The organism is Variovorax sp. PAMC 28711, from assembly GCF_001577265.1.
In the GTDB taxonomy this organism is placed as follows: domain Bacteria; phylum Pseudomonadota; class Gammaproteobacteria; order Burkholderiales; family Burkholderiaceae_C; genus Variovorax.
Map to the genome: position 1 here is coordinate 2,257,203 of NZ_CP014517.1, position 21,689 is coordinate 2,278,891.

General features: G+C 67.5%; 22 protein-coding genes. 5 read left to right on the forward strand and 17 right to left on the reverse strand.

All coding sequences use genetic code 11. The annotated features are described in order from the left end of the window. Positions 1-5: 5 nt before the first annotated feature. The gene (locus AX767_RS11155) at positions 6-1,622 is read left to right on the forward strand and encodes a M48 family metalloprotease (RefSeq protein ID WP_068631331.1); all 1,617 of its coding nucleotides are present in this window, start codon (positions 6-8) and stop codon (positions 1,620-1,622) included. Between the two features lie 27 nt (positions 1,623-1,649). Here AX767_RS11155 and AX767_RS11160 read toward each other — a convergent pair whose 3' ends face one another. The 3 genes from AX767_RS11160 to AX767_RS11170 are packed head-to-tail and all read right to left on the reverse strand — an operon-like array spanning position 1,650 to position 3,276. Then, complete coding sequence (locus AX767_RS11160; protein WP_068631333.1) at positions 1,650-2,003, reverse strand: phage holin family protein; 354 nt, start codon at positions 2,001-2,003, stop codon at positions 1,650-1,652. A gap of 36 nt (positions 2,004-2,039) precedes the next feature. Next, a complete protein-coding gene (locus AX767_RS11165; protein ID WP_068631335.1) occupies positions 2,040-2,504 on the reverse strand; it encodes a hypothetical protein in 465 nt (154 codons plus the stop codon). Between the two features lie 34 nt (positions 2,505-2,538). Next, the gene (locus AX767_RS11170) at positions 2,539-3,276 is read right to left on the reverse strand and encodes a TerC family protein (RefSeq protein WP_068631337.1); all 738 of its coding nucleotides are present in this window, start codon (positions 3,274-3,276) and stop codon (positions 2,539-2,541) included. A 349-nt stretch (positions 3,277-3,625) separates the two neighbouring features. Between AX767_RS11170 and AX767_RS11175 the strand changes: the two genes are divergently transcribed. Further along, positions 3,626-4,042 carry a DUF3717 domain-containing protein gene (locus tag AX767_RS11175; protein WP_068631339.1) on the forward strand — a complete coding sequence of 139 codons (417 nt, stop codon included), beginning with the start codon at positions 3,626-3,628 and terminating at the stop codon, positions 4,040-4,042. 5 nt (positions 4,043-4,047) lie between these two features. Continuing rightward, positions 4,048-4,350: a hypothetical protein gene (locus tag AX767_RS11180; protein ID WP_068631341.1), complete on the forward strand. Its 303-nt coding sequence runs from the start codon at positions 4,048-4,050 to the stop codon at positions 4,348-4,350. A gap of 4 nt (positions 4,351-4,354) precedes the next feature. Here the strand turns inward: AX767_RS11180 and AX767_RS11185 are convergent, their stop codons facing one another. The 4 genes from AX767_RS11185 to AX767_RS11200 all read right to left on the reverse strand — a co-directional run bounded on the left by AX767_RS11185 (position 4,355) and on the right by AX767_RS11200 (position 8,672). Then, positions 4,355-4,915, reverse strand: coding sequence for a YaeQ family protein (locus AX767_RS11185; protein ID WP_068631343.1), 561 nt, complete (start codon positions 4,913-4,915; stop codon positions 4,355-4,357). A gap of 82 nt (positions 4,916-4,997) precedes the next feature. Beyond that, a complete protein-coding gene (gene purB / locus AX767_RS11190) occupies positions 4,998-6,377 on the reverse strand; it encodes an adenylosuccinate lyase (protein WP_068631345.1) in 1,380 nt (459 codons plus the stop codon). 40 nt (positions 6,378-6,417) lie between these two features. After that, a complete protein-coding gene (locus tag AX767_RS11195) occupies positions 6,418-7,500 on the reverse strand; it encodes a M48 family metallopeptidase (RefSeq protein ID WP_068631347.1) in 1,083 nt (360 codons plus the stop codon). After that, on the reverse strand, positions 7,497-8,672 hold the full coding sequence (locus tag AX767_RS11200; RefSeq protein WP_168164822.1) for a YjgN family protein: 1,176 nt from the start codon (positions 8,670-8,672) through the stop codon (positions 7,497-7,499). The genes AX767_RS11195 and AX767_RS11200 overlap by 4 nt, the downstream gene beginning before the upstream one ends. Positions 8,673-8,771: 99 nt before the next feature. On the opposite strand from AX767_RS11200, the gene AX767_RS11205 reads away from it, so the two are divergent. Further along, positions 8,772-9,383, forward strand: a complete 612-nt coding sequence (locus tag AX767_RS11205; RefSeq protein ID WP_068631351.1) for a glutathione S-transferase N-terminal domain-containing protein — start codon at positions 8,772-8,774, stop codon at positions 9,381-9,383. Positions 9,384-9,421: 38 nt separating this feature from the next. Here the strand turns inward: AX767_RS11205 and AX767_RS11210 are convergent, their stop codons facing one another. From AX767_RS11210 to AX767_RS11245, 8 genes are all read right to left on the reverse strand, one after another. Continuing rightward, entirely contained in the window at positions 9,422-10,225 is an 804-nt protein-coding gene (locus AX767_RS11210; RefSeq protein WP_068631354.1) for an SDR family NAD(P)-dependent oxidoreductase, read from the reverse strand. Then, positions 10,222-10,764 (reverse strand): DUF3833 domain-containing protein, encoded by a 543-nt coding sequence (locus AX767_RS11215; RefSeq protein WP_068631355.1) that lies wholly within the window; start codon positions 10,762-10,764, stop codon positions 10,222-10,224. Before AX767_RS11215 ends, AX767_RS11210 begins: the two co-directional genes overlap by 4 nt. Beyond that, positions 10,761-12,047 carry an MFS transporter gene (locus tag AX767_RS11220; RefSeq protein ID WP_068631358.1) on the reverse strand — a complete coding sequence of 429 codons (1,287 nt, stop codon included), beginning with the start codon at positions 12,045-12,047 and terminating at the stop codon, positions 10,761-10,763. Before AX767_RS11220 ends, AX767_RS11215 begins: the two co-directional genes overlap by 4 nt. After that, on the reverse strand, positions 12,044-12,535 hold the full coding sequence (locus AX767_RS11225) for a chalcone isomerase family protein (RefSeq protein ID WP_237288420.1): 492 nt from the start codon (positions 12,533-12,535) through the stop codon (positions 12,044-12,046). The genes AX767_RS11220 and AX767_RS11225 overlap by 4 nt, the downstream gene beginning before the upstream one ends. A 32-nt stretch (positions 12,536-12,567) precedes the next feature. Further along, positions 12,568-13,785: an SAM-dependent methyltransferase gene (locus tag AX767_RS11230; protein ID WP_068631360.1), complete on the reverse strand. Its 1,218-nt coding sequence runs from the start codon at positions 13,783-13,785 to the stop codon at positions 12,568-12,570. Further along, a complete protein-coding gene (locus AX767_RS11235; RefSeq protein WP_068633603.1) occupies positions 13,782-14,588 on the reverse strand; it encodes a DUF1365 domain-containing protein in 807 nt (268 codons plus the stop codon). The genes AX767_RS11230 and AX767_RS11235 overlap by 4 nt, the downstream gene beginning before the upstream one ends. Positions 14,589-14,650: 62 nt before the next feature. Continuing rightward, entirely contained in the window at positions 14,651-15,973 is a 1,323-nt protein-coding gene (locus AX767_RS11240) for an NAD(P)/FAD-dependent oxidoreductase (RefSeq protein ID WP_068631362.1), read from the reverse strand. 299 nt (positions 15,974-16,272) lie between these two features. After that, positions 16,273-16,851 carry a glutathione peroxidase gene (locus AX767_RS11245; RefSeq protein ID WP_068631364.1) on the reverse strand — a complete coding sequence of 193 codons (579 nt, stop codon included), beginning with the start codon at positions 16,849-16,851 and terminating at the stop codon, positions 16,273-16,275. Positions 16,852-16,998: 147 nt separating this feature from the next. On the opposite strand from AX767_RS11245, the gene AX767_RS11250 reads away from it, so the two are divergent. After that, positions 16,999-17,856, forward strand: coding sequence for a ferritin (locus AX767_RS11250; protein WP_068631366.1), 858 nt, complete (start codon positions 16,999-17,001; stop codon positions 17,854-17,856). Between the two features lie 28 nt (positions 17,857-17,884). On the opposite strand, the gene AX767_RS11255 is transcribed toward AX767_RS11250, so the two are convergent. Both AX767_RS11255 and glnE read right to left on the reverse strand, forming a co-directional pair. Then, complete coding sequence (locus tag AX767_RS11255; RefSeq protein ID WP_068631368.1) at positions 17,885-18,910, reverse strand: septal ring lytic transglycosylase RlpA family protein; 1,026 nt, start codon at positions 18,908-18,910, stop codon at positions 17,885-17,887. Between the two features lie 10 nt (positions 18,911-18,920). Then, positions 18,921-21,689: a bifunctional [glutamate--ammonia ligase]-adenylyl-L-tyrosine phosphorylase/[glutamate--ammonia-ligase] adenylyltransferase gene (gene glnE / locus AX767_RS11260; protein WP_068631370.1), complete on the reverse strand. Its 2,769-nt coding sequence runs from the start codon at positions 21,687-21,689 to the stop codon at positions 18,921-18,923.

Sequence of the window (21,689 nt, forward strand, 5' to 3'; positions counted from 1 at the left end):
AAGGAATGCCACGTTTGACGCCGATTTCCAAGCCAGAAAAATGGGTTGCCATGCCCGCCCTTCGCGCCCTGTGCGCCACGCTGCTGATCGCGTGCCAGGTGCTCACGCCCACCGCCGCGCGTGCCCAGTTGCTGCCCGGCCTGGGCGATGGCGGCGAAATGACGGCCAGCGCCGAGCGCCGCCTCGGCGACCAGATCGCCCGCGAGCTGTACCGCGACACCGACTACATCGACGACCCGGTCATCGTCGAATACACGCAGGAGATCTGGCAAAAGCTGCTGGCTGCCGCCCGCGTGCGTGGCGACCTCACGCCCGAGCTTGACGAGCGCTTCGCCTGGCAGGTGCTGCTGGGCCGCGACAGCAGCATCAATGCGTTCGCGCTGCCGGGTGGTTATCTCGGGCTGCACCTCGGCCTGATCGCGGTCATCGGCAGCCGCGACGAGCTGGCGACGGTGCTCGGCCACGAGCTCTCGCACGTCACTCAGCGCCACATCGCGCGGATGATGGACCGCAACGCCAAGAACACCCCGCTGATGCTGGCCGCAATGGTGCTCGGCCTGCTGGCCGCCGCCAAGAGCAAGAGCGGCGATGCCGGGCAGGCGGTGCTGATGGGCAGCCAGGCCTACGCGATGCAGAGCCAGCTCTCCTTTTCGCGCGACATGGAGCGCGAGGCCGACCGCGTCGGGTTCGGCGTGATGACGCAGGCCGGCTACGACCCGCGCGGCGCGGCGTCGATGTTCGAAAAGCTCCAGTACGCCGCGCGCCTCAACGACAACAGCTCGTACCCCTACCTGCGCAGCCATCCGATGAACACCGAGCGCATCGCCGACATGCAGGGCCGGTTCCAGTTCCGCAACACGAGCGCAGACGCAAACGCAGACGCATCGGTCGCCGGCACCGCGGCCGCCCCGCCGGTGATGCCGCTCGCGATGGACCACGCGATGATCGCGTCGCGCGCCCGCGTGCTCACCCGCCCGGGGTCCGACACGCTGCGACAGTGGGTCGAGGCCGGCAGCAGCGGCGAAGCGGCCAAGGCGCCGCCGGCCCCGCAGGCCGGCATGCTCTACGCCGCGGCGCTGTCGGCCAGTGCGCTGCGCGACTTCAAGGCGGCGCGCGCCCTGGTCGAGCGGCTGACCGCGCGCACCGCGAACGACCCCGCTGCGTCGCGCCTCGCGCGGTTGCTGTCGGCCGAGATCGAGCTGGCCGCTGGCAATCCCGCGAAGGCCGCGAGCCTGCTGAACCTGAAGGCAAAAGACCGTCCGGAGATGCTGCTGGCCACGCAGGCCGCCATCGCCACGGGCAATGCGGCACCGATGCGCGCACCGCTGCGCGACTGGACCGCGACCCACCCGCGCGACGCGACCGCCTGGCGCGCGCTCGGGAGCGTGTACGGCGCCGAAGGCGACCCGGTGCAGGCGATCGCCGCCGATGCCGAGGCGAATGTCGCGATCCTCGACTACCCGGGCGCCCGCGATCGCTACAAGGCGGCGCAGGAGCTGTCACGCAAGTTGTCGGCAGAGGGCAAGCCGGTCGATCACTACGCCGCGTCGATCATCGACACCCGCGCCCGCGCGATCGATGGGCTGGTGCGCCAGCAGGCGGAAGAACCGCCGTTGAAATAGGGCAGAAGCGCGGGGTCAGCGCAGGATTCAGCGCTTGGAGAAGAGCCCGCCGAGCGCGGTTTCGATGATCACGCCCAGCACGGAATAGATCAGCGAGCCGATCAGCGCCGCCGCGAACCCATTGACGTGAAAGCCGGCCAGGAGGCCAGACGCCGCCCAGAACATCAGCGCATTGATCACGAACAGGAACAGCCCGAGCGTGACGATGGTGACCGGCAGCGTCAGCACGACGAGCACCGGCCGCACGATCATGTTGAGCAACCCGATCACGGCGGCGGCGATCAGCGCGGACGGAAAGCTGGTCACCTGCACGCCGCTGTAGAGGTACGTCACTGCGAGCAGCGCGAGGGCGCTGAGCAGCCATTTGATGAGTAGTCGCATGCGGTCAGGATACCGCGTGTCGACGCCGCCGGCGGCTTATTCGGACAGCTCGTTCGCCATGATCAGCAGGGCGCCCATGCTCACCACCGCACCCGGCACGGCCCAGCCGGAGCTGGCCGGCGTCATGCCCGGGGCGACCGGCTCGAGGTCGACGCCGATCTTCGGGCGGCGCGCATCGACCACGCTGGCCGCGCCGTGCGTCAGGCGCAACTGCTGGGTCAGGTCGGTCAGCGGGCCCTTGGCCAGCACCGTCGTCACCTCGTTGCCGCCGGCCTTCAGCAGCGGCACCAGCTGGTCTTCCACCTTGGCCATCCACTTGCCGCGCCAGTTCTCGCGCGCGCTGTGGCTCACCCATTTGCTGATGCGGTGCGTCATGCGCGGCGCGCACGCCACCAGAACCCAGTGCCGTGGTGCTTGCGACGCCGCGGCGTCCGCCGATTGGCGCGCCAGGAAGTCACGCGCATAGGCCGCGTCGTCCACGTACAGGATGGTCTTTTCCATGGGATGCTCCTTCAAAAAAGCGGGTTGATGCGGCTCAGGCGTGCGTCACTTCCTGCGGCTTCGGGCGGCGCGACGCCACCCACTTGCCCAGGGCCAGCACCAGCAGTGCGCCGGCGATGCCTGCGGCGTACTTGACGGTGTCGGTCTGCGGCACCTTCGGCACCCAGGTCCAGGCGGTCATGTTGGCGACGGCCGGGTCGGACACGGCCATCGTGCCGGCGATCCAGCCCAGCAGCATGCCGCCGGCCGTGATGATCATCGGGTAGCGGTCCATCAGCTTGATGACCAGCTGGCTGCCCCAGACGATGATCGGGATGCTCACGAGCAGGCCGAAGATCACGAGCGGCATCTGGTGCGCCTGGCCGGCACCTTGTGCGGCACCGGCGATGGCGATCACGTTGTCCACGCTCATCACCAGGTCGGCAATGATCACGGTCTTGACGGCGGCCCACAGCTTGTCGCTGCCCTGGATGCTGCCGTGCGGATCGTCCTGGTCGGGGGCCAGCAGCTTCACGCCGATCCAGATCAGCAAGGCGGCGCCGACCAGCTTCAGGAACGGGATCGCGAGCAATGTCAGCGCGAAGAAAATCAGGATGACGCGCAGGATGATGGCGCCTGCCGTGCCCCACAGGATGCCCTTGGTGCGCTGGGCTGGCGGCAGCTTGCGGCAAGCCAGCGCGATGACGACGGCGTTGTCGCCGCCGAGCAGGATGTCGATCATGATGATCTGACCGACTGCGACCCAGAATTCGGGGGTCAAGAATGCTTCCATACTGTCCTCTTGTGCGTTTCGACTCATCCCGCCGGGGTTCGGCGAAGCGCGTGAATGAAGGACCGGAAACTCCGGGGACTTGCTTCGCTTCGACCAAACCGTCACAGGTTCAAATCGAAGGTCTTGCTCGACAGCGCGCGAGGGCATGCGCTGCCCGACAGACCGGAAGTGTTATTGCTTCGTATTGACGATCTGCCGATACCCGGCGTCGTGACCGCCGGGCGGGAGCTACTCCCCTTCGTGCGCGGATTAGAGCATCGGGGAGGCGCCCGTGACAACCTGCATTCCCTTTTGTCGCCGCGGGGAATTGCACGTCTATGATGGCCGCTCCCCCCGTCTTCGTCTCTTCATGGCCGCCATCCACATCACCGACATCGAGGCCGCCATCAACCATTGGCGGGAGCGCAAACCCTCGCCCGACGGGATCACGCTGGCCCCCGAGATTCGGGCGCTGGCCGAGGTGTACGCCCTCATGGTCTATCACCACGAGGACGAGGTCGACGATGTCGGCTTTCCGCCGCAAGCCTGGGCCGCCTGGCTCGGCTGGTACGAAAGCACGCCCGACACCCCGTGCATCGCGATCTGCTCCACCAGCCAGGGCGACGACGAGTGCAAGGGCTGCGGCCGCAGCTTCCACGAAGTGCAGCATTGGCCCGCCCTGTCGCCGGCCGAGAAGCGTGTCACGTGGCGCCGCATCACCATGGAAGACACGGCCTGGCGCTTCAACAAATACGCTGAGCGGGCGCGCGAAGACGCGCCCACCTGACGGCCATGCGACGCCTCGCGCAAGCCCCCAATCTCGCGATTGCGACGCTCTGGGTGCATGCCCTGCGCGAAGACGGCATCGACGCCACGGTGCAGCGCGAATTCCTCGGCGCCGTGATGGGCCAGTTGCCGCCCGACCAGTGCCTTCCCGAAATCTGGATCGACGACGACGCGCAGTTCGCGCTGGCGCAGCGCGCACTCGCCGCCGTGCAGAACCGGCCACAGCGCCTCTGGCACTGCGTGTGCGGCGAAAAGATCGAAGGTGGATTCGAGCAGTGCTGGCACTGCGGCGAAATGATGCCGCGCTGACGCGCTACTTCAGGCGCTCCAGCTCGATGTCGATGCTCTCGGTGCCGTCGCCCAGCGTCAGCGTGCTTTCCTGAATCGTCGCCTGCAGCTGCATGCTGCGCTGCGCGAGCTTGGCCACGGCCTGCGAGGTCTCGCTCGGCACGCGCCACACCTGCAGGTTCTGCGGACGCGTCAGCTTGTTCTCGATGCCCTTCCACCAGATGCCGGCGGCGTGGCTGAAGCAGTAGAGCAGCACTTCGTCGGCCTTGCCGCAGGCCTTGATGAGCGGCTTTTCTTCGGGCTGCCCGACCTCGATCCAGACGCGCGTGCGGCCGGTGAAGTCGCGCAGCGACACGTCGGGATCGTCCGGGTTCGACAGCCCCGCGCCGAAGGCCAGCACGCCGTCGCCGTCGCACACGCTCTGCAGCTTGTGCGCGTTGAGCGCCAGCGCGATGAGCCGGATCATCATCCGCTCGTCGTTCTCGCTCGGATGCCGCGCCAGCGTGAGCGCGTGGTCGGCGTAGTAGCTGTGGTCGATGTCGGCGACCGCGAGGTTCGCCTTGAAGATGGTGGATTTGAGGGCCATCAGATTCGCCGCAGGGCCGCCCCAAGGCGGTTCAGCCCCCGCGGGGGGCAGTGAGGACACGAAGTGCCGAACGTGGGGGCTTTCATACGCGCCGCGCGAGTTCGGCCGCCTTGCCGATGTAGCTGGCCGGCGTCATCGCCAGCAGGCGTTCCTTCTCGGCTTCCGGGATGTCCAGCGAGCGGATCAGCCCGTGCAGCGCTTCGGCCGTCACGGTCTTGCCGCGCGTCACTTCCTTCAGCTGCTCGTAGGCGCCCTGCACACCGAAGCGGCGCATCACCGTCTGGATCGGTTCGGCCAGCACTTCCCACGAGGCGTCGAGATCGTCGGCGATGGCTTCTTCGTTGATCTCCAGCTTGCCCAGGCCGGTCATCAGGCTGGCATAGGCGAGCGTGGCGTAGCCGAGCGCGACGCCGATGTTGCGCAGCACCGTGCTGTCGGTCAGGTCGCGCTGCCAGCGGCTGATCGGCAGCTTCTCGCTCAGGTGGCGCAGCACGGCGTTGGCCAGGCCCAGGTTGCCTTCGGCGTTCTCGAAGTCGATCGGGTTGACCTTGTGCGGCATCGTGCTGGAGCCGATCTCGCCCTTCTTCAGCCGCTGCTTGAAGTAGCCGAGGCTCACGTAGCCCCAGATGTCGCGCGAGAAGTCGATGAGGATGGTGTCGGCCCGCGCCACGGCGTCGAACAGTTCGGCCATGTAGTCGTGCGGCTCAATCTGGATGCTGTAGGGCTGGAAGGTCAGGCCGAGGCCGAGCGGCGTTGGCGTCTCGATCACCTTGCGGCTGAAGCTCTCCCAGTCGAATTCCGGCCAGGCGGCCAGGTGCGCGTTGTAGTTGCCGACCGCGCCGTTCATCTTGCCGAGCAGTTGCACGCCCGCGATCTGCGTGCGTGCCTTGTCCAGGCGCACCGCCACGTTGGCGATCTCCTTGCCGACGGTCGTGGGGCTCGCCGTCTGGCCGTGTGTGCGCGAGAGCATCGAGACGTCGGCGAACTGATGGGCCATCTCGCGCAGCTTGGCGATCAGGCCATCGAGTGCCGGCAACACGACCTGCTCGCGCGCGGCGTGGATCTGCAGCGCGTGGCTGGTGTTGTTGATGTCTTCGCTGGTGCAGGCGAAGTGCACGAATTCGGCCGCGGCCATCAGCTCCGGCCGCGCTTCGAATTTCGACTTGATCCAGTACTCGACCGCCTTCACGTCGTGGTTGGTGGTTTTCTCGATGTCCTTGATCGCGAGCGCGTCGGTTTCCGAGAAGTTCGACACCAGGCCCATCAGGTATTTGCGCGCACCGCCGGTGAGGGGCTTGAACTCGGCGAAACCGCAGTCCGACAGCGCAATGAACCAGGCCACCTCGACCTGCACGCGCCGGTGCATGTAGCCCTGCTCGCTCATCAGTGGCCGCAGGGCCGACAGCTTGGCCGCGTAGCGACCGTCAAGGGGAGAAAGGGCGGAGACGGTGGAGAAGCTCATCGCCGAATTTTAAGTGGCGCGGTTTCCGGCCGCCGCGCGCCTACTCGGCCGCCGCATCCTTGAAGAACTGGATGCGTTCGGCGGTGGCCGGATGGGTCGAAAACGCCATGCCAATCGCACCGTCGCCGTCGCCGCCGGCGTTCTTTTCCTTCTCGCGCCAGCCTTCGATCGCCTGGAAAAAAACCGCCATCGCGCGCGGCGAGATGCCGCTGGCGCGCATCAGCCGCACCGATTCGACGTCGGCCTCGCGCTCGGCGTCGCGCGAGTAGCCGAGCGTGGCCAGCAGCACCGGTGCGCTGCCGATGAGCGTGCCGTAGTCGCCGAACGCGACCGACACCGCAAAACCGACGGCCGACGCCTGCACCAGCTGGCGCATCGTGTGGCGCAGCCGCACGTGGCCGAACTCGTGGCCCAGCACGCCGAGCACCGCATCGTCGCTGTCCTTGCCCGACGGCATCAGTTGCACGAGCTCGTCGGTCAGCACGATCGTGCCGCCGGGCAACGCGAGCGCGTTCGGGCCGAGCGATTTTTCGCCGGACCGGCGGAATTCGAGCTTCCACGAAGGCGCGCCGTCCGGATGCGCGCGCGCCACCATCTGCATGAAAGCGCGCCGGATGCGTTGCTGTTCGTCGGTCGGCAGGGCGCTGGGTTTCAGCAGGTTCTGGTCGAGCGATTCGAGCGCCTGCTCGCCGATGAGCGCGTCGACGCGCTGCGGGATCGCCGCGGTCACGCTGGCCGCGACCCATGGCAGGCCCCACTGGTACATCGCCGCGATGGCCGTGAACAGCAGCACCAGCGACACCGCCACGCTGCGCCAGTTCTGCTGCATGCGCACGATCCAGCTTTCGGGCAGCGCCGGATGCTGCGCGACCCAGGCGTCCCACGCGCCGACGTCGACGGCCTGCAGGCTCGCACCGCCCGGCAGCTGCGCGAGGCGCCCGCCGTGGCGTGTGCGCTCGGGCCAGCGCACCTGCGATGCCGGCACGGTCAGCGGCGTGAAGGTGGCGGCCCCTGAAGGCGTCACCGTGAGCAGGCCGTCGTGCAGGCGCAGGTGCGCCGCATGCGGCCGGCTGTGGCGGCCATCGAAGAAGCGTGCGTCGAGCGCCGGTCCGGGCGCGCTCACATCCCGATGTCCAGGCCGAACAGGTCGGCCGCCATGTCGCCGGCGGCACCGGGGTTTTCCTGGCCGGCGGTCTGGGCGATGTCGTCCAGGTCGATGCGTGCTTCGATGGCCATCGCCTCGATCTGCGCGCGCCGCGTCGACACCACCGCAAAGGGCCAGTAGAGGCCGAGCGTGAGGAAGATGAGCAGGTAGTTCTTGAACTGCAGCGGCAGGTAGCGCGCGAGCTTCAGCTGGCTGTCGAAGCGCATCGCGTCGTTGCCGGTGGTCGACCACAGCAGGTTCTGCAGCCGCACCTGCAGGTACGACTTGGGCAGCACGTTCAAGACGAAGATGCCGAGGATGGCCATCACGACCATCGCGAGGATGATCACCGCGCCCAGGCCCGAGCCGCTCTTGCGGCCGATCACCCCGGTGAAGGCGGCCAGGCCGACCCCCGCGACCAGCGCGGTCACCGCCAGAAAGCCGATGCCCATCAGCTTGATGAAAAGGCCGTACAGCACGCCCACGTCGGCGCTCAGTTTCGTCTGCAGCCCGCCGATGGCGTAGTGGTCGTGCTGGTAGTGCTTGAGCTTCCAGAGAAAGTACGGCAGGCCCACGAAGAACACCGTCATGCCGATGCCGATCAATCCGCCCGCGACGATCGGCAGCTGGCCGGGCTCGCCATCGACCGCCGGTCCGGCCATCGCGCCGGCAATCGCCACTGGCAGCAGCGCCAGTGCGAGCGGCGGCGTCATCGCGGCATAGGCGCCGCGCAGGTCGCCCGCGAAATGAAAGCGCAGTCCGCGCCAGCTGGTGTTGGCGAGCCGGAAACGCATCGCCGAGCGGAACAGCGCAGGCCAGAGGCCGACGAACGCGGCCGCCGCGACCAGCGCAGCCCAGCCCGAGAAATTGCTGCCGACCGAATAGGCGATCAGGAAGGCGGCCGCGATCAGGGTGCCACGCAGCATCTTCACCGGCTCGCCGTGAAAGTCGAGCGCGTCGCCACCGACCCAGGTGTTGCTGTAGAAATACTTGAGCTTGCGCACCTTCGCCCAGGGCAGGTAGAGCCCGAGCGTGACCACGATCAGCAGCAGGTTGACGATCCAGATCCGGAAATACTCGCTCCCGCTCGCGGTGAATTCGATCGGGTACCGCCGCTGGGCGACCTCTGTCGGCCGTGTGTCGAGTTCCATGCGCATTCCGCCTCGTTGTCGTGAGCCCCGGATTTTGCACGGCGTCCGTTCCCCTAGAATGAAAGCGAAACAACACGTCACACGAGGGAGAGACCCCGCATGAAACTGATCGGATCCGCAGCCAGCCCCTATGTGCGCAAGGTGCGCGTGGTGCTGGCTGAAAAGCGGCTCGACTACCAGTTCGTGGTCGAAGACGTCTGGGCCGCCGACACCACTATCGCGAGTTCCAACCCGCTGGGGAAGGTGCCCTGCCTGATCATGGACGGCAGCGAGGCCATGTTCGACTCGCGCGTCATCGTCGAATACCTCGACACGCTGTCGCCCGTCGGCAAGCTCATTCCGCAACAAAGCCGAGAGCGCGCCGAGGTCAAGACCTGGGAAGCGTTGGCCGATGGCGTGATGGACGCCGGCATCCTCTGGCGTCTCGAAGCCACGTGGCCGGGCCGTACCGATGGCGAACGCAGCCAGCCCTGGATGGACCGCCAGCGCGCGAAAGTCGAAGCGGGCCTGGCCGCGATGGCCAAGGGCCTCGGCGACAAGCCGTTCTGCAGCGGCATCCACCTGAGCCTGTCCGACATTTCGGTGGGTTGCGCACTCGGCTGGATCGGCTTCCGCTTTCCGGAAATCGACTGGCGCAGCACGCACCCGAACCTGGGCAAGCTCTACGACAAGCTCATGCAGCGACCCAGCTTCGCCGACACGAAGCCCTGAAAAAAGCACCGCGAGGTGCTTTTTTTATGCCCGGTTCTTCACAGACCGGTGAAGCGCTTCACCGCCGGAAAGTACAGCCGGTAGGGCAGCACGCGCAGCAACTTCATCCACGAAGTGAAGCGACGCGGAAAATGGATCTCGAAGGCGCCGCGCGCCCAGCCGGCCAGCATCTCGTCGGCGGCTTCCGCGGGCGTGATGAGCGCCGGCATCTTGAACTCGTTCTGTGCCGTCAGCGGCGTGTCGACGAAGCCGGGCTGGATCACGCTCACGCCGATGCCGCGCGTGTGCAGGTCGGCGTACAGCACCTCGGCCAAGTTGGTGAGCGCGGCCTTGGTCGGGCCGTAGGCCAGGCTTTGCGGCAAGCCGCGGAAGCCGGCGACGCTGGCGGTGAGCGACACATGGCCTGCGCCGTTCGCGATGAAGTCCGGCAGCACCACGGCCAGCACGTTCAGCGCCCCGACGTAGTTGATGCGGTCGTGTTGGACCATCACATCGAGGTCGAACGCGTCGGCGCGCATCGCCTTGTAAGTGCCGGCGCTGACCAGCACGAAATCGATCGGACCCATCGCCCGCAACTGGCGATGCGCTGCGGCAACCGCCTCGCTGTCGCTCACATCGAGCGGCAGCACGATGACACGCGCCGGTTCGCCCTCGGCCACGCGGTGCGGCGCCGCCAGCGTTTCGAGCGCCGTGCGATCGCGCGCCGACACCGCGACGCGTGCGCCGCGTGCGAGCAGGGCCGATGCGGTCGCGCGGCCGATGCCGGTCGACGCACCAATCACCCAGGCGGTCTTGCCGGGCCAGTCGGCGAGAGGCGGATTGAAAGGGGCGAACAGACTCATTGTTTGCCTTTGTTGAACGACAACGTGACCGCACCCACCATCACGCCGAACTTGCTCATCACGGCGCGGTTCAGCATCACACGGTCGTCGACCAGGTACATCCAGTCGTCCATCTGCACCTCGTAGACGGTGTCGTCGAGGGGCTGCTTCAACGTGTAGTTCCAGTGGAAAGCGTTGCCGCGCTGCTCGCCGACTGCGGTGCCGACCACGTCGTCGGCGGTACCGGTGAAGCGACCGTCGGACAGCGCCTTCAGTTTCCACACGCGGCGGCTGGTCGTGCCGTCGCTGTAGCTGAAGCGCTCGTCGAGCACGCCATCGTTGCCCTGCCAGCTGCAGTCCATGGCAACGGTGAAACGCTTGACGACCTTGCCCGCGCGGTTCTGGAACATGCCGTGCGCATCGATGCGGCCGTTGAAGTAGTCGCGCAACGAGAGCACCGGGCGCTCGGCCGCGTAGTCGGCGACTTGCGGCGAAGCGCAGCCGGCGAGCAGCGCAGCCAGTGAAAGGGTGACGAGGGCAAGCCAGCGGCGCGGGTTCATGAGAGTGCTTTCGAGACAAGGGAAGAGGGAGCGTTTTCGGGCCGGATCACCAGCGCCCACAGGGCGAGCGCAGCGATCAGTTTCAGCACGCAGGGCAGCGCGCAATAGGCCAAGGTGAGGGCGTGCAGCGCGGCCGGCTCGCGTGCGCCAGGCGTGTAGCCCGCCAGTCCGAGCAGCGGCAGCGCAAGGCCGGCGGCCAGGGCGAGGTTGAGCTTGGTCGCGACGTTCCACCAGCCGAAGTACGCGCCGGCCTGTCGTGTGTCTTGTTGTGCGGCGATCACGCCGGCGAGCAACGCGGACGGCAGCACGAGGTCGGCGCCGAGCGCGACGCCCGACAGCGCGCACACCGCGAGAAACGGTATCGCATCGCCCGCGCCCAGCACGCCCGCCCACGCGAACACCGCGATGGCCAGCACCATGCCGGCGAGCCAGCAGCGCGCAAGGCCGAAGCGCGGCACGGCGCGCAACCAGAGCGGGATCGATGCCGCGGCGCAGACGAAGTAGCTGCCGAGCACCGCCGGTTCGAACGAGGTGGGCGCCTGCAGCCGGTCCTGCACGAAGAAGAGCACCAGCGTGGCCGGGATGGCACTCGCGATGCCGTTGAGCACGAACACGGCGAGCAGACGGCGGAACGCGCTGCGGCGCAGCGGCAGCAACAGATCGGCCGGCGGATGGGCGGCGGCAGACGGCGCTGGGCGCGGCGCCCGCGTCCAGGCCCACCACGCGACGGCCAGCAGCACGATGAACAGCGCCACCATCGCGGGCAGGCCCGCGAGCGTCGGCACCACCGAAGCCAGCACCACGCCGACGAGGCCGAGCCCTTCGCGCCAGCCGACCACGCGGCTGCGCTGCAGCGCATCGCCGCCGAGCATCGCGCCCCACGACTGGTGCGCGATGCCGAGCGCGCTGTAGCCGGCGTAGGTCACGGCCAGCAGCACCGCCGTCAATGCGAGCAGCGTGCCGTGCCGTGATGTGTCGACCAGCCATTGCGGAAAGAAGAGCAGCGTGAAGCCGAGCGCCAGCACGCCGGCCGCGCACGCGCCGAAGCCGAGCACCGCGCGGGGCGAGCGCGCCTGCAGGCGGTCGGCGAGCCGGCCGAGCAGCGGGTCCACCACGGCGTCGAACAGGCGTGCGCCGAGCAGCACCGCACCGAGCGCGGCCAGCGGCACGCCGAAGTCGCGCGCGTAGTGATTGGGCAGGATCACGTAGAGCGGCAGCGCCACGAACGCGAGCGGCAGCCCGAGGAGGCCGTAGCGCAGCAGGTCGGGGCGAGTGAAGGTCATTTGCCGAGCAGCGCTTCGCGCATGGCCGGTTCGGAGGTTTGCGCACCGAGCCAGATCGCGAAGAAGCGCTGGGCGAATTGCGGATCGGCGATCGGTGTCGTGGCGGTTCCGTTGTGGAAAAAGCGCACGCCGGTGTCGGGCTCGTACACGCCGAGCAGGCGGTCGCCTTTCTTCACGTTGGGGAACGCGCCCCGCATTTCGCGCATCCACTGCACGGCCTGCGTTTCGCTCACCGGTCCCGCGCGCCTGATCTCGTCGAGCGAACGCCTGGCGATGTCCTCGCCATCGAAGTTGCGCAGGTAGCGCAGTTCGAGCGCGAGCGGGCGCTGGGCCCAGCGGTCGGCACGAAAGCCGGGCGTGACCCACAGGCTCGCGTCGTAGATGTCGAAGCCCCACATCTTCAGCCGCGTGGCGCCGGAGCGCCGCGCCTCGGGCAATGCCGCGTTCAGTTCGGCAGGCGGGTTGGCTTCAGCGGTCTGCGCGAACACGCCCGCTGCACCTGCCAGCAGCGCGCAGGCGACTATCGTTTTTGCAGCGTGTACTGCACCACGTCGATGTTGGCTTGCGCGAATGCCGCTTCGCAATACGCCAGGTAGAACTCCCATATGCGCATGAACCTTTCGTCGAAGCCGAGTTGCAGGATGTGGCCGCGCTGCGCCAGGAAATTCTCGCGCCAGCGGCGCAGCGTTTCGGCATAGTCCGCGCCGAACGCGAACGCGTCGACCACCTCGAGTCCGGCCGCTTCGGCCTCGCGCCGGAACTCGCGCGGGCACGGCAGGCAGCCGCCTGGGAAGATGTATTGCTGGATGAAATCGGTGGAGTCGATGTAGCGGTCGAACAGCTCGTCGTCGATGACGATGCTCTGCACGCAGGCGCGGCCGCCGGGCTTCAGCAACCGGCTCACGCTCTGGAAATACGTCGGCCAGTATTCGCGGCCAACAGCCTCGACCATCTCGATCGAGCAGATGGCGTCGAACGGCGCATCCTTGATGTCGCGGTAGTCCTGCAGGCGCAGGTCGACCGACAGCCCCGCGGTGCGGCCCTGCGCGAAAGCAAGCTGCTCGGTCGACAGCGTGACGCCGGTCACCGAAGCGCCGAAGCTGCTCGCGGCCATCTCGGCCAATGCGCCCCAGCCGCAGCCGATTTCGAGCACGCGGTCGCCAGGCTGCACGTTGGCCATTTCGAGCGCGCGCCGCACCTTGGCGTGCTGTGCCTCGCGCATCGGCCCTGCGAGGTTGCCTTCGAACCATGCCGACGAATAGTTCATCGTCTCGTCGAGCCACAGCGTGTAGAACGCGTTGCCCAGGTCGTAGTGCGCGTGGATGTTGCGCGAGCTGCCGGCCTTGCTGTTGCGGTGCAACAGGTGGCGCACGCGGTACAGCAGGCGGCCAAACCAGCTGCCGTACACCACGTCTTCGATGGCGCGGCGGTTGGCGATGAACACCTTGAGCAGATCGGTGAGGTTGGGCGTGCTCCAGTCGCCGGCGATGTAGCTCTCTGCGAAGCCGATGTCGCCCGACTTGAGCGCAGCGCGGCACGGCTCCCAGTTGCGCAAGGTGAGCGATGCGGTCGGGCCGGTGCCGGGCGCGGCGCCGAAGTGCTGCACCGAGCCATCGGGCAGGCGCACGGTGAGCGAGCCGTGCGCCAGGCGCTGCAGCATGCCGAGCACGGTGCGCGCGGCGCTCGGGGCGTCTTGCGGCAACGAGAAACGGGGGGCGGTGGTGCTGGTCGGGGTCATGGGCTCGCCTTGCTGTCGGGGCTGATGCCGCGCGACACGAAATGGTCGGGCGCGGCGGGCTTGGTCACGAAGGGAATGCGCTTCCACCACAGCTTTGCGGCTTGCCAGTGGATGCGTGCGATGAGGCCGAAGGTCATCAACGGATAGCGCCAGAACGCACGCCGTGCGCTGGCGGTGTCGAAGGCCTCGAGCCGGCCGCTGACGCTGGTTTCGAGCAGCGGGCCGGTGTCGTCGTCATGGTCGATGCGCACCACGGTGCGCGTGCGGTGCTCGTCGACGAAAAAGCGGAAGCGGTAGTCGCCTTCGACGCGGCAGAACGGCGACACATGGAAGGACTTGGTGGCCTTCATCTCCATGCCGTACACCGGGCGATCGAGCAGGTAGCAGTGGCGCTCGCCGAAGGTGTTGTTGACCTCGACCACGATGGCGCGCAACGCGCCGGCCGCCGTGTGGCAGTACCAGAAGCTCACCGGCTTGAAGGTGTAGCCGAGCACGCGTGGATAGCAGTGCAGCCAGGCTTCGCCGGTGGCGTCGTGGATGCCGTGTGCGGCGAGCGTCTCGTCGAGCCATGCGAGCGCGCCACCCTGTTCCGGACCCCGGCCGTCGCCATGATCGGCGTCGTGGAATGAAATGAGGCCGGTGCGATTGAACGCGAGCGCGCCGCCACCGTTGCCGCGCAGCGCGCCCATCGGCAGCATCAGGAACCAGGTCTGGTAGGTGAAGGCGTTGGCCCTCGGCTTGAGGCGCGCATGGCGCACTTCGCCGAAGCCGATCAATGCGGTCGACGCGCCCGATCGCGCCATCGGCGGACGGGCGGGCGCAGCCTTGCCGAGCGGCGCCGGGGTGACGGGCAGACGAACCGTGTTCATGCAGCGTGCCGTGCCGTGCGCGAGGTGCCGAGGCGGGCGCGCACGCCGTCGGCCGCAGTCAGGCCGGCCTTGAGCCCGTCTTCGTGAAACCCGTAGCCCATCCAGGCGCCGGCGAACCAGGTGTTGCGCTGGCCCTGCAGTGCGACGACGTCGTTCTGCGCGCGGATCGCGGACAGATCGAAAACCGGGTGGGCGTAGTCGTATTCGGCCATCACTTCACTACGTGCGATCGGCCGCACCGGATTCAGTGAAACGATGACAGGTTGTGTCCAGGGCAAGGGCTGCAGTTTGTTGAGCAGGTAGTGCAGGCAGACGCCATCGGCTTCGCGCTCGCCGGTGGCGGCGCGCTCGTAGTTCCAGGCGGCCCAGGCGGTGCGTCGCTGCGGCAGGACGGAGGCATCGGTGTGCAGCACCGCGTGGTTTGGCTGATAGCGGATCGCGCCGAGCACCGCGGCTTCGGCGTCGCTCGCGTCGCCAAGCATCGCCAGCGATTCGTCGGAATGCGTCGCGAGCACGACATGGTCGAAGCGCTCGGTGCCGACATCGGTCGACACCAGGACGCCGTTCGCGGTGCGCGTGACGCGGCGTACCGGTGTCGCGAGCCGCTTGTCTGCCAGGCCAGCGGTGATCTTGTCGACATAGTGGCGCGAGCCGCCGGCCACGGTGCGCCACTGCGGGCGATTGGCGATCTGGATCAGTCCGTGGTTGTGGCAAAAGCGGATCATGGTCGCGACCGGGAACTGCAGCATTTGCGCCGTCGGGCAGCTCCAGATGCAACCCATCATCGGCAGGAAGTACCAGTTCCGAAACGCGTCGCCGAACCGATGGGCGGTCAGGAATTCGTCCAGCGGCTGCGCCAGTTCGCGCTCGGTCCCGGCCTGGGCAATGCGCGTGGTGAGGCGGTTGAAACGCAGCAGGTCGCCCAGCATGCCGAGGAACTGGCCATCGAACAGATTGCGCCGCTGCGCGAACACGGTGGCGAGGTTGTTGCCGCTCCACTCCAAGGCGCCGCCCTCGGGCCGCGTGGCTTGCACAGAGAACGACATCTCGGACAGCGCCGTTTCCACGCCGAGGTCGGCAAACAGGCGGATCAGGTTGGGGTAGGTGCGGTCGTTATAGACCAGGAAGCCCGTGTCGACACCGTGCGTGACAGCGGTCGGGTCTTCTGCGGAGCGCGGCAGCGTGATGTCAACGGTGTGGGCGTGTCCGCCGAAATAGTCGCTGGCTTCAAACAAGGTGACCGCGGCCGATGCGCGCAACGAATGCGCGGCGGCGAGGCCGGAGATGCCGGCACCGATGACAGCGACCGTGGCGGTCAAGCGGCACCGCCACCGGCGGCAGCCGAATACAAAAATGTTGCGAGGCGCCCCGACGCGAAGGAGGGAGGGAGGGAGGAGGAGAAGAATCGCCTCGGGATTTCAACCGGACGACAGGCATCCGGAAGACCTCGCAACATGAAAACCGACGGGCTGCTCATGCTGCCCGAGACCGTTATGAGGGCGCGCCGCCCACGGCGGTTCCCGGTGGCGAGGTAAGCATTTGTGACCTGCGGGCCGCGGTGGTTTAGACGCATCGGTCGATATTAATACCGATCCGTCTTCTTGTGAACTGTTTAGTCTTAATCTGCCCCGAGCTGCTTTTCCAGCTCGCGGACAAAGGCCTTGTCGTCGGGGGCGGTCATGCTCGAATAGGCCTCGACGACCTTGCCGTCGCGGCCGATCAGGTACTTGTAGAAATTCCATTTGGGCGCGGTGCCCGAGATTTGCGCCAGCTGCTTGAAGAGCGGATTGGCGTCGCTTCCGCGCACCGACGACTTCACGAACATTGGAAACTTGACGCCGAAGGTGCTCTCGCAGAACTCGGCAATCTGCTTGTTGGTGCCGGCCTCCTGCGAAAAATCGTTAGAGGGGAAGCCCAGAACGATCAGGCCGCGGGCGCGGTATTTCATGTCGAGCGCTTCGAGACCCTTGTATTGCGGTGTAAACCCACAAAAGCTGGCCGTGTTCACAACCAGAATGACCTTGCCCGCGTACTGGCAGAGTGGTTGGGGTTTTTCGTCTTGCAAGCGCCCGAACGTGTGTTGCAGGATGGCAGGACAGGTCACAGGCGCCGCAGCGGGTGCCACCGGTGCGGCACTTTGTGCGCGTGCAGGCGCCGCAGAAAGTGCAAGAGAAACACCGAGGGTCACCAGGGCCATGGCCAGTGAATCGGCGGATTGGAAAGGTCGTAGGGCAAGTCGCATTGGAATTCTCCGCAAGTGGTGCGCGTGTGCGCATCATCGCCCGCTTGTCATCGCCATGCAAAAACGTGCCGATTAAAATTCGGCGGCTACAGAAGGACTCGAATGCTTTATCCGGAACTCTTCAGACAACTCGAATCCGTCCGCTGGGACATGGACAAGGACATTCCGTGGCAGTCCTTCGAGCCCACGCAGCTGTCGGACGAGCAGGCGCAAACCATCAAGATGAACGCGATCACCGAGTGGGCGGCGCTGCCGGCCACCGAGATGTTCCTGCGCGACAACCGGCATGACAGCGATTTCTCCGCCTTCATGTCGATCTGGTTTTTCGAAGAGCAGAAGCACTCGCTGGTGCTGATGGAATACCTCAAGCGCTTCAGCCCGCAGCACGCGCCGACCGAGCAAGAACTGCACGACATCCGCTTCGACTTCGACCCGGCGCCGCCGCTCGAAACGCTGATGCTGCACTTCTGCGGCGAGATCCGCCTCAACCACTGGTACCGCCGGGCGGCCGAGTGGCACACCGAGCCGGTCATCAAGCACATCTACACCACGCTGAGCCAGGACGAAGCGCGCCACGGCGGCGCGTACCTGCGCTACATGAAGAAAGCAATGGAAAAGTTCGGCGACGAGGCGCGTGCCGCCTTCGTCAAGGTCGGCGTGCTCATGGCCAGTGCGCGACGCACCGCGCAGGCGCTGCACCCGACCAATCTGCATGTCAGCAAGGCGCTGTTTCCGAACGACACGATCCAGAGCCGCATGCCCGATCCGGACTGGCTCGAGCATTGGCTCGACCACCAGATCAAGTTCGATTCGGTCTGGGAGAACAAGGTCGGGGAGCGCATCCTGCATAACCTGAGCCTGCTGATGAACCGCAGTTTCAAGTCCGTACAGGAACTCAACCGCTATCGCAAGGAACTGTCGGCGACCATCGGGCCGAAGGCCATCTACCAGGGCGCGTGAACCGCTGACCGGCTGCTCGCCCGCGACGTCAGCGCCGCTCGACCACCATCGGCACCAGTTGCAAGCCGTTGCGGACCTGCTCCGCCGTGCCGCGTGCCACATCGCGCGAGGCATACGGCCCGGCCTGCACCCGGTGCGTGTTCGATTCGCTGAACACATTGAGCACCGGCGCCAGGTCCGGCATGCCCCGCGCGACCTTCTGCCGGAACGCCAGTGCGCCGTCGAGCTGGCTGAAGGCCCCCAACTGAATCCAGAACCCCGCCGTGGCGAGGCCCGGCGGCGGCTCGGCTGCGGATGATGTTGCGGCTAGCGGCGCGGCGGTCGGCAGCGGGGCCGCGGCCAGCGGCGTCATGGCCGGGAGTTCGCTCACCTCGGCGCGCGGCGCGGCAACCACAGGCGTGGTGATCGCCGCCGGCACCGCCACGCTCTGCTCTGCAAAAGGAAGGGCTTCCCCCCGGGGCGCCACGCGCGACGGCGCGGCATCGGCCAGCGCGGTGCCGTTGTCCGGCCGGCGCCACGCGCCGGTGCGGATGTCTTCGTTGGTGATGCGCTCGATCTCGACCGGCGCCACGCCGCGCAACAGGTCGAGCTTGGCAGCTGCCGCGTAACTGAGGTCGATCACCCGGTCGTCGTGGAACGGCCCGCGGTCGTTGACGCGGACGATCGCCTCGCGGCCGTTTGCCGGATTGCGCACCCGCACGTAGCTCGGCAGCGGCAGTGTCTTGTGCGCGGCGGTCATCGCATACATGTCGTACGGCTCGCCGCTGGCGGTCGACTGCGCGTGGAACTTGCTGCCGTACCAGGATGCAAGACCTGACTCGCGAAACGGCCGGTCGTCTGCGATCGGCGCATAAGAACGGCCCAGCACGGTGTACGGCTTGCTGGTGCCGCCGCTGCTGCGAATCGCCTCGATGCGGGGCTCGGCATCGGGCACGCGCGCGACGTTGGCCGGCGGATGGGACGGTGCGCCATCGCGACCGCTGCGGGGTCCGCTCGCGCAGCCCGCGAGCAGCAGGGCGATGCCCAGTGCAGCGACGACGAGCGCGCGATCCATCGACGGCCGCTCAGCCAAACACGGCCTTCCATAGCGCGAGCATCGTGTCGCGCTCCCCGGTCAGCGCGGGCAGCGTCACCTGTGTCGGCTCCTCGTTCAGGCGGGCGCGGTGCTGAACGCGCCGCAACTCGCGGTACGCCGCGCCGGCCTCGCGGCCCAGGCCGGCCGGCAACAGGCCTGCCTGCTCGGCGCGCGCGAGCAGGGCGATGTTGCCGACGTTCGGGATCAGCTCCGGATGCGCGGCAGAGGCCGACAGCACCAGGAACTGCACCGCGAATTCCGCGTCCACCATGCCGCCCGGACTGTGCTTGACGTCGAAGCGTCCGGCCTTGACCGGATGCGCCGCGCGCACCTTGTCGCGCATCGCCATGATCTCGGCCTTGAGCGCTTCGCGGTCGCGCGGCGCGACGATCACGGCCTCGCGAACGCCGTCGAAGCGGGCGCCCAGCGCGGCGTCGCCGAGCACGAAGCGCGCGCGCGTCATGGCCTGGTGCTCCCAGGTCCATGCCGTGTTGCTGCCGCGCCGGAGCTGGTACTTCTCGTACGCCTCGAAGCTGATGGTCAGCAAGCCCGAGTTGCCGTTGGGCCGCAGTGCCGTGTCGATCTCGAACAGATCGCCTTCGCGCGTCTTGACCGTCAGCCAGTTGATGAGCTTGCGCACATAGGCGGCGTACACGTCGCCGGCGCGCTCGTCGTCGTCTTCGTAGACGAACACGATGTCCAGATCGCTGCCGTAGCCGAGCTCCTTGCCGCCGAGCTTGCCGTAGCCGATGACCGCGAACTGCGGCTGTTCGCGATGCGGGTTGCGCACATGCGGCCAGCACCAGCGTGCCGTCACGCGCAGCACCACGTCGGCCAGGGCGCTCAAATCGTCGGCCACCTGCTCGACCGTGATGCGGCGGTCGACGTCGCGCGCCAGCGTGCGAAACAGCTCGGCATGGTGTGCGTGGCGCAGCAGGTTCAGCAGGCGCTCTTCGTCGGCTTCGCCGGTCCCGCGCAGCGAATGGTGGCGCGCCTCCAGCTCGCGCTCGAAGTCGACCGCATCGAAGCGGCCGGACAGCATTTCGTCGCTCGCCAGTTCGTCGATCACGCCGGGGTGCTGCACCAGGTAGCGCGCGGGCCATTTGGCCGCGCCCATCAGCCGCAGCAGACGCTCCTGCACCGCGGGGCGTTCCACCAGCAGCGCGAGATAGCTCTCGCGGCGCAGCAGCGGCTCGATCCAGTCGGCCCAGCGCAGCGCCGCGACCTCGTGGTGGCCGATCTGGCCGGCGGCCTCGCCGTCGGGTTCACTCAGCCACTGGCCGGTGCGCTGCACCAGCTGCCGCAGGCGGGCACGCGTGTCGTCGCGCAACGCGAGCACGCGCGGGTGGTCGCACCACTCGCGCACGCGCGCCCCGAAGGCCGGCGGCAAGCTGTCGATGAGATCGGCCAGTTCAAGCGGCGTCGCTGCGCCCTTGCCGTTGCAGCCGGTGCACTTCGCCTCGCCGCCGAGCAAGGTGTCGAACTCCTGCGCCACGAATTCGCGGTGCGTGTCGAGCTGCGCGAGGAACGGGCAGGTGTCCGGATAGCCCATGGTCTGCGCGATCCAGCGCAGGTCGTCGTCGTTCACCGGCAGCATGTGGGTCTGCTGGTCGTCGAGGTACTGGATGCGGTGCTCGACCCGGCGCAGGAATTCGTAGGCCGAGGCCAGCGCATCGGCGGTTTCCTGCGGCATGAGCCCGGCGCGCGCGATGCGTTGCAGGGCGTCGAGCGTGGGCCGGGTGCGCAACTCGGGGAACTGGCCGCCACGCACCACCTGCAGCAACTGCACGGTGAACTCGATCTCGCGGATGCCGCCCCGTGACAGTTTCACGTCGTTGGCGCGTTCGGGCCGTCCTGCGCTGCGGCGCGCCGATTGTTCGCGAATCTGCCGATGCAGGATGCGCAGGGCATCGAACACGCTGTAGTCGAGGTAGCGCCGGAACACGAAGGGCAGCACCACGCCGCGCAGCGCTTGCGCCGAGCCATCGGCCACGTTGGCGAACGGCGCGACGACGCGGCTCTTGAGCCAGGCAAAGCGCTCCCACTCGCGACCCTGCGCCTGAAGGTAGTCTTCGAGCGCATCGAGCGACACCACGGTCGGGCCCGAGTTGCCGTTCGGCCGCAGCATGAGGTCGATGCGAAACACGAAGCCGTGCTCGGTGGTGTCGCCCACCAACGCATAGATGCGCTTCACGGCCCGCGCGAAGTATTCCTGGTTCGACAGACGCGAGCGCCCTTCGGCGTTGCCTTCGGTTTCGCCGTCGTGGTCGTAGAGATAGATCAGGTCGATGTCGCTCGACACATTGAGCTCGCGTGCGCCGAGCTTGCCCATGCCGACCACGAAGAGGTGCGCGCGTTCGCCGCCTTCGCCGCGCGGGATGCCGTGCACCGCTTCGAGTTCGGCCAGCGCCTCGCGGCAGGCCGCATCGAGTGCGAATTCGGCGAGTTCGGTGACGGCCTGCGTGACATCGGCGAGCGGCGCCTGCTGCTCGCAGTCGAGCACGGCGAGGCGCTCCATCACGAGCTGGCGAACGGTGCGCAAGGCATCGGCGACGTTGTCTCCGCGCGCGCGCAGCGCGGCGTAGGCCGCGGCCACCTGCGGACGCAGCGGCGTGCCGGGCGGCAAGAGCGCCAAGTCGTCGGCATAGCGGCGGCGCAGCCGCTGCACAAAGCGGGAATGCGCCGACAACGGCATCACCGGTTCGGGCGTAGAAGTCACAGGGAGTCGGGCGGAACCCGGCGAGAGGCTGGCGGTCAT